Here is an 11,829-nt window from a genome sequence, read left to right as displayed (position 1 = left end):
TATAAAAAGGTGTGTGTTAAAGATCACAAAGGATAATCTGAGGCTAAAACATAAGAGGATGGAGCTAGTGGTAGAGAATTTAGAGAAAGATTTCGGCGATAAGCATGTACTGTCAGGTGCGGATTTTGTGTTTGAGCAGGGGAAGATTTACGGTCTCCTTGGCCGCAACGGGGCCGGGAAAACGACATTGTTCAATTGCTTAGGCGGGGAAATGCAGGCGGATCGCGGAAGCATGAAGCTGGTACAAGGCCATTCCAGCCGTGATTTGCAGCCTGAGGATGTCGGTTATGTCTATGCACTGCCCATTTTGCCGGAATTTCTAACCGGATATGAGTTTATCCGTTTTTATATTGATGTGAATCAAGCAGCGATTGCAGACCGGGGAGACGATATAGACGCGCTATTCGATTTGATGTCTATTGAGGAGAGTGACCGCCATAAGCTGATTAAGCATTACTCGCATGGAATGAAGAATAAACTGCAAATGCTGCTTTTCCTGCTAATGAAGCCCCCGGTCATTCTGCTGGATGAACCGCTGACTTCGTTAGATGTCATCGTGGCCTTAGAGATGAAGAAGCTGCTGCGGGAAATGAAGGATGAGCATGTGCTGATCTTCTCCACGCATATCTTGCAGCTGGCTGCCGATTTATGCGATGAGCTGGTGGTACTTCATAGAGGCAAGCTAACGCGCGTATCAGCAGAGGTGCTGAAACAGCCGGATTTTGAGCAGCAGGTGATTGAACTATTGAGTGAAGTTGACGCAGACGAGTCCGGGAGCGGGGAGGAGGATGCCGATGCCGGAGATAATTAATACCATGGTCCGCATCTGGCAGCTGCAGATTGCAATCTTTGTCAACAAGCTGATCTTTTATGCCCAACGTCTGCCTCTAATCGGGAGGATGATTACAGACCGGGCGTATGCGGCTGTACAGGCCAAGCGGAGGGCGGGTGTTGCCGCCGTTGTTCTGATCCTTATGGGCGGTTTAGCCGAGAGCTTGCTCTATTTTGGAGTGCTGCTTGCGCTGCCTATTGCTCTGTGGACAGACAACTCTACGGCGGATGAACGGCTTGCTTTGTTTATGCATATGTATTTCTGCATGAGTGTCTTACTGGCAGGGGTATCAAGTGCGAAGGTACTGGAATCCAGTAAAATGAAATACACTTTCGTCCGGCTGATGCGGGTTGCGCCTACAAGGTATATGCGGGCAGTACTGGTTAACCGGTATGCAACCTTTCTGGTGTACCAATGGATTGCCATGATGATGACTGCCGGCAGCTTAGGCATCTCGGCACAGCAGGCACTCTTGCTGGTTGGGGCTGTGACGATGTGGAGGATCTTATGTGAACTGCTGCATTTGAGACTTTTCCGGTATGTCAAAATCATACTGGTGAAGAAGACAGGGCTTGTCTCACTGGTCATGCTGATCACACTTGCTGCGGCTTATCTGCCATTCACAGGGTTGATTGATGTGTCACTGTTCGGCGCCGCAGTCCTTGGTCAACCGCTGCTTCTGGTATTGCTGCTGCTCAGCGGCCTGGCCGCCGGATATACACTGCTGCGCAGAACGAATTACACGGATGCGGTAAGAGCGGTGACCAGCTTCGATGATCCGCTGCTAAACATGGAACGTATGCTGATGGATCTTCAACAAAAAAGTGTACAGACGGACCGCACAGACAATAGCGGGGTTCTTCCTGCTCAAGACAAGAGGGGATACGCCTATTTGCATTCTGTGTTTGTTAAACGGCATAGGGGACTTGTAGCCGCACCTTTTCATAAAAGGTTAGTAATCATTAGCGTAATCGGCGTTCTCTTAGCGCTTTCCGCGCTGTTTTATACGGAGCATCTGAATGTAACACAGCTGGAACGGTATGTATCTTTTATCATTCTGGCGATGTTTCAATTGACGATGGGCAATCAATTGTGCAGAGCACTGTTTCGCCACTGTGACCTGCCGCTGATGCGGTATTCCTTTTACCGGAAGGATGCGCTTAAGCATTTCCGCTTGCGCCTCCGCTGGCTGCTGGGCAGAAATATACTGATTGGAGGGAGCCTGGCGGCTGTTCTGAGTGTATTTATCCTGATCGTCGCGGAAGGGAGGTTCCATCCGATCCTTCTTCCAATATGGCTGTTAACGCTGGCGCTGGCGGTGATTTTCACGGTACATCATTTACTGCTGTATTATCTCCTCCAGCCTTACACCACGGATATGACTACGGGTAACCCCTGGTTTACATTGCTAAACAGTCTGGGTTCGATAGGTTTCCTTGCAGCATTCTTGCTGCGCCCGGCCCCCTGGATACTAGCTCTCACCGTCGCCTCGCTCACTGTCGTTTATTTTATCAGTGCATTTAAGCTTGTCTCAAGGTACTCATGCAGCAGATTTAGCCTGAAATAATATACAATGGCTGAACCCTCAGGAACGCGATCCTAGCGTCCTGAGGTTTTTTTCGTAAAGCCTCCATTCACAATTCAGATTAATATCTTATAAGAAATTCTAGAAATCACAGAAATTTATCCGGGCAGGGGGTGCTACTATACAACTATAAATAGAGACGAGGTGATGATATGCAAGCGAAATTGGCAGCGGACGCCATGCCCCTACCCCAAAAGCGGAACTCATGGATAAGAACGATAAAAAAGTATAAAGTGATGTACGCTCTCCTGTTCCCGGCGTTAGTGTATTTTGCCGTATTCAAATACATTCCTATGGCGGGAATCATTATTGCTTTTAAGAACTATAACCTGGCTTTGGGGCTATGGGACAGCCCGTGGGTGGGATTTAGAAATTTCACGGATTTTATGAACGGCGTTTATTTCTGGGACATCATGAGAAACACGATTATCATATCGCTGTATAAGCTGTTGTTCGGCTTCTCGGCTCCGGTCCTTCTGGCTTTGCTGCTGAATGAAGTGTATACCCAATGGTTTAAGAAAATCGTACAAACGATCACTTATTTGCCCCATTTTCTGTCATGGGTCATTGTGTATGGAATGATGGTGGCGTTATTGGCCCCGGGGGATGGGCTGTTCAACATGATTTTGAAGGAGGCTGGAGTTGAACCCATCTCATTCCTGACAGAACCTGCCTGGGGCCGGCTGCTGATTATCTTATCTGAAATATGGAAGGATATTGGCTGGGGAGCGATATTGTACCTTGCCGCATTAGCAGGCATCGATCCCAGTCTATATGAAGCAGCACGAATGGATGGCGCCTCCAAATGGAGACAGCTATGGCATGTAACCCTTCCCGGCATCCGGGGAGTTATGATTCTGATGCTGATCCTCAAATTAAGCCATATTCTGGATGCCGGTTTTGACCAGATATTCATGTTTGCCAACAGCTTTAATCAGGAGAAGATCGACATTATTGACACATGGGTCTACCGTGAAGGGCTTGAGCGGCTGAAGATTGGCCTGGCTACGGCTGTGGGATTGTTTAAAGCGGTCATCGGATTTGGTTTAGTGCTCGCGGCCAATAAGCTGGCCAAAAAATTCGATGGGCAAATCTGGTGAGGGGGTGATCCAAATGATCAATTTGACAACCGGGGAAAAAGTCTGGCAAGCCGTCGTTTATTTTATTCTGATTTTGCTGTCCTTGATGTGCTTACTGCCCTTTCTCTATGTGGTTGCTGTTTCAGTGACCCCGGAATCAGAAGTGTTAAGAAGAGGAATTGTGATTATACCAGAGACCTTTACCTTTCTAGCCTACAAAGAAGTATTCATTTCTCACGGGATCGGTCAGGCGTATAAAATCACCTTGTTTCGGACGATTGTAGGCACTGCGCTGAATGTGTTTTTTACGGTAATCGCGGCTTACCCCTTATCCAAAAAATATTTGCCGGGACGAAGCCCGTTCCTGCTCTTCATTGTCTTCACCATGATGTTTGGGGGAGGATTAATTCCGACATATTTATTAGTCCGCTCTCTGGGATTGCTGAACAGCCCGTGGGTACTGATTATTCCACAGCTCATTAGTGCCTTTAATCTGGTCATCATTAAAGGATTTTTTGAGCAATTGCCCGCAGAAATCGAGGAATCAGCGAGGGTGGACGGTGCAAGTGAGCTTCAGTCGTTATGGCGGATCATTTTACCCCTGTCTCTGCCCGTCCTGTCCACAATTTCTTTATTTTACGCGGTCGGGCACTGGAACAGTTACTTCGATGCTATTGTGTATATCAATGATTCCAGCTTAATGCCGCTTCAAGTGATCTTGCGCAACATCCTGCTTAACGTCGCCACACAAAGTGCTGATTCGCTTGCCAATTCCGGCACGGTTAGTACGTTCGCTGTGCAAATGGCTGCCGTTGTCGTGACTACGGTTCCGATTTTGATCGTATACCCGTTTATGCAAAAGCATTTTACCAAGGGTGTTCTCTTGGGATCGGTTAAAGGTTAAAAGGCATTCCAACCTGAGTTGTTACGGGGAAACCGTGATAATATAGAAGCAAAGGAGAGGTCATTATGCAACGTAAAGCAATTACATTGGCTATGCTGACAGCAATAGTGGGTATGGGAACGGTATTGTCAGGATGTGGGGGACCAAAAGAAGATACGCCGGCAGCATCGGGGAATTCAGAGGGCCAGCAGAGTCCCTTTGAAACCAAATTGAAGATTACGATGTTTAACCAGGGTACGTTCAATGCGGCTGCTCCGATTCCTCCACGTGAAGAAGATATTCAGCGCCAAATGCTGGAGGAAGCCGTAAACATTGACCTCGAAATGATGATTCCCCAATCCGGGCAAGCCACGACTAAATTAAATACGCTCATAGCCGGCGGAGATATTCCGGATTTGATCTTCTTGAAAAGCCGGGCGGATCTTGCGCAATATTATGATCAAGGCGTTCTTGCGGATCTGACACCGTATCTTGATCAATTTCCTGAATTGCAGAAACGTTTCAGCAGCGACTCCTGGGAGGCAGTGACCTATCAGGGACAAACCATTGGGGTTCCAGGTTATGATAATGTCAACGGTATCAGCCGAAGCTACTTCATCCGCAAGGATTGGCTGACAAAGCTGAATATGGAGGTGCCTACAACACCTGACGAGCTGTTCGAAGTTATGAAAGCCTTTACAGAGAAGGACCCGGACGGTAACGGCAAGAACGATACGTACGGATTCATCGGCGGTATGAATAAAGAAGGTAATCTGCAAACCTACGGCTTCGATAGTCTGATGTGGATGTTCGGTGTCAATCCTCCCTCAGCCATTGATGTGAAGGATAATGAACCGGTGTTCCTGTATACCGATCCCAAAATGAAAGAAGCACTCGCTTATATCCATAAAATGATGGAAGCCAAAGTTGTAGATCCGGACTGGGTGACGATGAATACGCCCGATTTGCTCGACCAAAAGTTATTCAAGGGGAAAGTGGGCTTCATGATCAGAGACGCCCGCAGGCTGGAGCCGGATTATCAGCAGAAAATGAAAGAAATCAGCGGAGAGGTGCCGGAATGGATCGTTATTCCTCCAATGACAGGTCCTTATGGTGATCAGATTGTAGAGAGAAAATCGTTCCAGGGCAATTCATGGGCCATATCCAAGAAAGCGGATAAGGAGAAAATCATCCGGATCTTGTCCATGCTGAATTATTTCTTCACGGACCAAGAAGCCTATCCGAATTTTGCCTACGGGATCAAAGGGATTCACTGGGATGTGGTGGACGGCAAGATCAAAAATAAAACCTCTGAATTATCGAAGGACATGAAAGAAAAGTACCTCTGGGTCGATCATTATAGAATGCCGCGCCGCGGGGATGATGCGGAGTACTTCAGCTTCCAGAATCCCAAGACGGCAGAAGCGTTTGAGAACAATCAGAAATACGTGGCGCCTACGTTGCCCGGGAACTTATTGACTGAAGACCCGAACGATTCATTGGCAGCTGACCGCCAGCGTTACATTAATGAGAGCCTGGTCAAATTTATGACTGGCAAGGAACCACTTTCGAACTGGGACAATTTCCTAGATACACTGGAGACCAAGTTTGACATGCAGAGGTATAAGGAGTCTGTAATCAAACAATTTAAGGAAGCAGGCTTAATCAAGTAAAAAATAAACGAAGAGAGCGGCTATCCTTAGCCCTCTCTTTATTGTCATATGCTATGATTTGTTCCATACCGATGCAGAAGGAAGATGATCGATGCGAAGAAGAATCAGCCTGCCCTTAAAATTATTTTTGATCGTCTTTGCCTTTGTATTAAGCTGCATCATCTTGATCAGCCAATTATCTTACCGCTATGTCCAAAAGGAAATAAGAACCACGGATGTGTATTACACCAACCAAATTCTTGACAAGATAGACCAGTATTTCACCGTCAATTTTTCCTCCTTCCAGACGATCCTGTTCTCGGTGGAATCATCGGTGAAAGCCAATATTGACAATACGGACGTAATTAAAAAACAATTAAGAGAGCTATATGAACTCAACAGCAGTTACGTCAGTAATATTTATCTGATCCAAAGCGATTTATCCATTCTAGGCGGAAGCACGGCTACCCGGATATTCGATGAACCTTTAGCTGAAAGAAAACCCTTGTTTGCTGCCGCTGACCAGAACAGAAGGACAACCTTTGTCAGCGACCCTTACAAATCTAAATATTCCGGCTGGACCGTTACCATGGTCCGGTATCTGAACGGCACTCCGTTTCCTATGGCCATTGCGGTAGATTTGGATCTCAATGCCATTGAAGAAACCTTGTTCAAGATTAATAGACAAGAACAAATGAATCTGGCTCTAATCACCGCATCGGGAAAAATCATTGCCGGATTTTCGGGAAATAAAGGCTCCCTGAATATTCAAGACCATACGTTTTCAATCGGCGAAACGTCAGCGGAACAAATTCTGGATACCGCAGAAACAAGCCTTCAATTGCATACCAAAGAGGGAACTCAGGTCTCCCTTCTGAAAAAACCGACGGAAAAGTTCAACTGGACCATTATCTCAATCAATGATGAATCACGCTTGAAAGCGGCTTTGTCCAGATTGGAAACCTATTATATCGAGCTTCTGGCTGCAGGTTTTCTCTTAAGCCTGTTCGTATCCTTTTTTATTGCCAAATATATAAGGACTCCACTCTATGCACTCAAAACAAAAATGAAACGGGTGGAGCAGGGCCTCCTGACAACTACTATATCTATTAACCGAAACGATGAGTTTGGCGATCTCTCCCGGGCATTCGATCGTATGCTGCAGCAAATTGTGGAACTGATCCGGGGAGCAGAGCTTCATCATGAACTTGAACGCAAGCTGGAAATTCAAGTGCTGCAGTCGCAAATCAACCCTCATTTCCTGTATAACACGCTTGGTTCTATCAGCAATGTCATACGGCTCGGACAGATTGAGAAAGTAGATGTGGTGATCGAGTCTCTGATTTCAATCCTGGAATACGGGATCGCCGACGCTTCGGAGAAGGTCTCACTGCGCCAGGAACTGCAAAATGTATCGGACTATATCGCGATCCAGAACATCCGTTATAACAGGAGCTTTCAATTGATTGAAGATATCGAAGCAGGATTAACAGACTTTCCGGTATTTAGAATGCTGCTGCAGCCGCTTGTGGAGAACAGTATCTTCCATGGTTATAACGGAGGGGGGATCGAAGGCCCTATTACTATTCATGCGTACAGAGAGGGCGGCAGGGTCATCATAGAAGTCGTTGATCAAGGCGAGGGTATTCCGGCTGATACCATACAGCATATTTTAACTTCAGAACCCAGTGATGTGGAAGTGAAAAGGAAAAGAATCGGATTAAACAATATTCATGACCGGATCAGACTTCACTACGGAGAAGAATTCGGACTCCAAATTACGAGTATACCTAAGGAAATAACCCGTGTTCAGGCCGTATTCCCGGCAGGCTTGTTTAAAGGAGATGCATGATGGTGAGAGAATACACCTGCTTCATTGTTGATGATGAGGATCTGATCCTTCAGCGGCTGGAATTGTTTTTTCAAGAGCTCTCCCTTAGGGATAAGCGATTTCATCTGGTGGGCACAGCGAATAATGGGCTGGAGGGGATAGAGGAGATCGTAAAGCTTAAGCCGGATATCGTGATATCTGATATCGTGATGCCGCGAATGGATGGGATTTCCATGATAGAGCAGCTAAAGTCAACGCTCCCCCGTACCCAGTTCATTCTTTTGACCGCTTATTCCTCCTTTGAATACGCTCAGAGAGCGATTCAAGCCAACGTAATGGAGTACATTGTTAAGGTTCCGCTCAGGGAAGCGGATTTGAACCGGGCTTTAGATAAGGCAGCCGGGAATTTAAATGAGCTTAAGAAAAAAGAAGCGGAATTTCAATCGTTAAACGTATCCGTGCTTGAAAATAAATATAGAGTCCGCAAGCAGTTTTTTAACGAGCTGATCAGGGGCGAAATTCCTTCTCACCGGGCATCGGATTTTGCCAACCGCATGCAGTTTCATTTCTTCCAAGCTAATTATTGCTGTTTTATTGTCGAAATGAACAGGTATGAAAGTTTCCGGAACGCTTATTCAGCGTCTGATCAAAGCATCCTGAGGTATGCGATTACGAATATCATCGAGGAAACGGTGATGAATGGGGGCAGTGGTGTAGCTGCGGATTTATCCGCTAACCGTTTTATTGGCTTCCTTTCCTGGGAGAATCACCGCAGTGATCTGGAAACGGAATATGATTGCCAGGCATTAGGGGGGCAGATCGTCTCCCATTTGCACCAATACTTGAATGTAAGGGTATCTGTCGCTTTTGGAGGTCCGCACCGGGGCTGGGAATCGATCAAACAAGCTTACACGGAAGCACAAAAGGTGAGTGATGATTTCTATTATCATACAGAGAAAGCAGTAAAAACACCTATGCACCGCTTCCAATACCACAATGACAGAAAAGAAGAATTTCAGCAGAGGCTGGCTGAATTTCTTGACGGGCTGAAAAGAAAGGTCTCCAAGGATGAGCTGGAGAAGGCCTTTGCTGATCTGAACCAGTTCGTTACGGACCATAAAATCCATAAGTCCATCATGGTGCCTATGCTGCGGGACTTGTACAGAGACATTACGGTGAAGTTTAAATCAGGAAACAAGCTGACCACGGAGGTAGCAGAGTTTCCCATCGAGTGTATGTCTTTCCGGGAGCAGCTTGCCTATATTGGCGACTTCACCTACGACTATGTACACGCCGGCCAGCTTTTACACCGCGCTGAAATCATGAGTGCTATACAGTTTATAGAGCGTAACCTGAAACAGCGGTTAACGCTCGAGTCGATTGCCGAGGAAGTGAATTTAGCTCCATCGTATTTTAGCAGCTTATTCAAAAAAACAATGAACGAGGGCGTGATCACTTACATCAACCGTAAAAAAATCCAACTAGCTCTCGAGCTGTTAAATGTTCGGGATTATTCAATATTGGAATTGTGCGAGGAAGTAGGGATTGTGAACGAAGGTTATTTTTGCAAATTATTTAAAGAATATACAGGGGATACGCCCAAGCAATACCGGATTAAAATGACCCGGTATGAATCCGGATAACCTTGCAACAATCGTATAATTTTTTCGTGAAATCATGTAAAAAAAAGCTCCCCAAAAAGCTTACCATGAGAGAAGGATCTAATCATGGAGGTTATCAAAATGGAGCTTATTAAAGCAGATGTAACCGTCGTAGGCGGAGGTATTGCCGGGATCTGCGCAGCCATTGCTGCCGCACGCCAAGGGCTGCAGGTCTCACTCATTAATGACCGGCCGGTCCTTGGGGGAAATGCGAGCAGCGAGGTCAGGGTTCATATCAACGGGTCGGCATATCTCGGAAACAGTCCATCCTATTATGCGCGCGAGGGCGGATTGGTGGAAGAGCTCAAGCTGAAGATTTTTCACTATAATCCGTTGTACAACAAGAAGCTTATGCTTTCGCTTTCGGATACGGTCTTGCTCGACATGGTCTATGGTGAGGCTAACATTGCTCTATTCCTGAATACATGTGTGCATGAAACGGGGATGGAGAACGGCAGAATTAAGTGGGTGGAGGGTCTTCAATTAGCTTCCGAAAGAAAATTCCGTTTCGAAAGCCGGACCTATATCGATTGTTCCGGAGATGGCATTGTCGGCTATCAGGCAGGGGCTCTCTTCCGGCAGGGGAGAGAGGCGAAGCATGAATACGGGGAAGAACTGGCGCCTGAAGTGGCAGACCATTACACCATGGGCGATACGATCCTGTTTCAAGCCCGTGACGTAGGATATTCCGTTCCCTACCAAAGACCTGGCTTTGCGTATGATATTACGAAGCTGGCTTTTTTCGATAGTATCAGACAAGGCTTAAACCACCGGTCTTTTCCAAGGAAAATCAACGGGCTTGGCGGATTGTGGTGGCTGGAATACGGCGGGCATCTGGATATTATCAAGAATAATGAAGAGATCGCCTTGGAGCTGCGGAAACTGGTGTACGGAATTTGGGATTATATCAAAAATAGCGGCGAATTTGATGATGTAGCCAATCTCATCCTGGATTATGTATGCCCGATTCCGGGAAAGCGGGAGTCCAGGCGGTTTATTGGTGATCACATGCTGTCCCAGAACGATCTTACCACAAAGCCGCATTTCGAGGATGCTGTATCCGTCGGCGGATGGTATATGGATTTACATGCCAATAAGGGCATCTACGATGAGGGGCCGGCTACAGCCTGGAATTTCGTGCCCGGATTGTACAATATCCCTTTCCGCAGTTTATATTCACGAAATATTCCTAATCTTATGTTCGCCGGCCGCAATATAAGTGCTACCCATGTGGCCTTCGGATCGACCAGAGTAATGGCAACCTGCGGTTGTATGGGACAGGCGGTGGGAACGGCTGCTTCGTTATGCTTGAAATATGAGGCCGACCCTGCGGCTATAGCTGAGGATCATATGAGCGAGCTGCAGGCGCTGCTGCTCCGGGACGGACAGACGATTGTAGGGCTTCAGGAGGAATTGGACCCGTATTTCGCTGACGGATTAACGATTCGTGCTTCATCTCAGCGCAGCTACGACAATCTTCATCCAGCCGAAGAGCTTTCCCTGGAGACAGGGTTATGTCTGGTCCTGCCGATTCAGACATCCTTAGCTGAAAGCGTACGGATCAAAATTAAAAACAGGTCCGGGCATCCGGAGACCCTGCAGGTGAAGCTATTCGGCGGGGAACGGAAGGAAAATTATATTCCCGTCAGCGGGTTGAAAGAGTACAACTTGGCTGTTGCAACCGGTCATGACGACTGGATTACGCTGGACCTCGGCTGCCAGAAACCGGCTGACGACAAAATCTACATCGTACTGGAAGGTACGGCGGGCCTCGCCGTATACGGCAATGAAGAGAAAATGACCGGAGCGGTCAGCTTCTATTATAGACCGGAAGAGCCGTCCGGACTGAAGAAATTCAATAAGAGCATTTGTTTCAAGGAGCTGTTGCCAGCCCAGGATATGTATAATCCGGGGAATGTCGTCAACGGCTTCTCCAGACCTTATGGTCTGCCGAACAGCTGGATTTCTGAGCGTACGCAAGGACAGGAATGGCTGGAATTTGGTTTGGCCAGCCCCAAAAATGTGGATGAAATCCAGCTTGTTTTCAACCCGCAGCTGAATTTGGAGCATTTCGACGATCCGATTGAGTCTCTGATCCAAGATTATGAGTTGACCTTAACCTTGGAAGACGGAAGCGAGCGGACAATCATAACCCGCGGCAATTATCTCACCTTGAACAAACATAAGGTGGATGCGAAGGCGGTCATACGAATCCGTTTTGATTTCTATGCGACGTATGGTTCGCCTTATTTTGAAGTGTTTGCTGTAAAATGCTTTGCTCCTAAAAACGATAAGTGAGGTCAGGT

General features: G+C 46.9%; 8 protein-coding genes. All 8 read left to right on the top strand.

What is annotated here, in order from left to right:
* Nucleotides 1–58: 58 nt before the first annotated feature.
* The 8 genes from MHH78_RS19590 (at nt 59) to MHH78_RS19555 (ending at nt 11,821) form a co-directional block, all read left to right on the top strand.
* On the top strand, nt 59–811 hold the full coding sequence (locus tag MHH78_RS19590) for an ABC transporter ATP-binding protein (protein ID WP_341168498.1): 753 nt from the start codon (nt 59–61) through the stop codon (nt 809–811).
* Nucleotides 795–2,399 (top strand): hypothetical protein, encoded by a 1,605-nt coding sequence (locus tag MHH78_RS19585; RefSeq protein WP_341168497.1) that lies wholly within the window; start codon nt 795–797, stop codon nt 2,397–2,399. The genes MHH78_RS19590 and MHH78_RS19585 overlap by 17 nt, the downstream gene beginning before the upstream one ends.
* Nucleotides 2,400–2,569: 170 nt before the next feature.
* The gene (locus MHH78_RS19580; RefSeq protein WP_036726841.1) at nt 2,570–3,517 is read left to right on the top strand and encodes an ABC transporter permease; all 948 of its coding nucleotides are present in this window, start codon (nt 2,570–2,572) and stop codon (nt 3,515–3,517) included.
* A gap of 13 nt (nt 3,518–3,530) precedes the next feature.
* Nucleotides 3,531–4,400: a carbohydrate ABC transporter permease gene (locus MHH78_RS19575; protein WP_341168496.1), complete on the top strand. Its 870-nt coding sequence runs from the start codon at nt 3,531–3,533 to the stop codon at nt 4,398–4,400.
* A gap of 65 nt (nt 4,401–4,465) precedes the next feature.
* On the top strand, nt 4,466–6,052 hold the full coding sequence (locus MHH78_RS19570; protein ID WP_341168495.1) for an extracellular solute-binding protein: 1,587 nt from the start codon (nt 4,466–4,468) through the stop codon (nt 6,050–6,052).
* A gap of 91 nt (nt 6,053–6,143) precedes the next feature.
* The gene (locus MHH78_RS19565) at nt 6,144–7,883 is read left to right on the top strand and encodes a sensor histidine kinase (RefSeq protein ID WP_341168494.1); all 1,740 of its coding nucleotides are present in this window, start codon (nt 6,144–6,146) and stop codon (nt 7,881–7,883) included.
* On the top strand, nt 7,880–9,505 hold the full coding sequence (locus MHH78_RS19560) for a response regulator transcription factor (RefSeq protein WP_341168493.1): 1,626 nt from the start codon (nt 7,880–7,882) through the stop codon (nt 9,503–9,505). Before MHH78_RS19565 ends, MHH78_RS19560 begins: the two co-directional genes overlap by 4 nt.
* Before the next feature lie 99 nt (nt 9,506–9,604).
* Complete coding sequence (locus MHH78_RS19555; protein ID WP_341168492.1) at nt 9,605–11,821, top strand: FAD-dependent oxidoreductase; 2,217 nt, start codon at nt 9,605–9,607, stop codon at nt 11,819–11,821.
* The last annotated feature ends 8 nt before the right edge of the window (nt 11,822–11,829 follow it).

This window comes from Paenibacillus sp. FSL H3-0333 (assembly GCF_038002805.1).
GTDB lineage: Bacteria > Bacillota > Bacilli > Paenibacillales > Paenibacillaceae > Paenibacillus_AQ > Paenibacillus_AQ silagei.
Note: the sequence above shows the minus strand (reverse complement) of the source record. Positions and strands in the feature narration are given on the sequence as shown.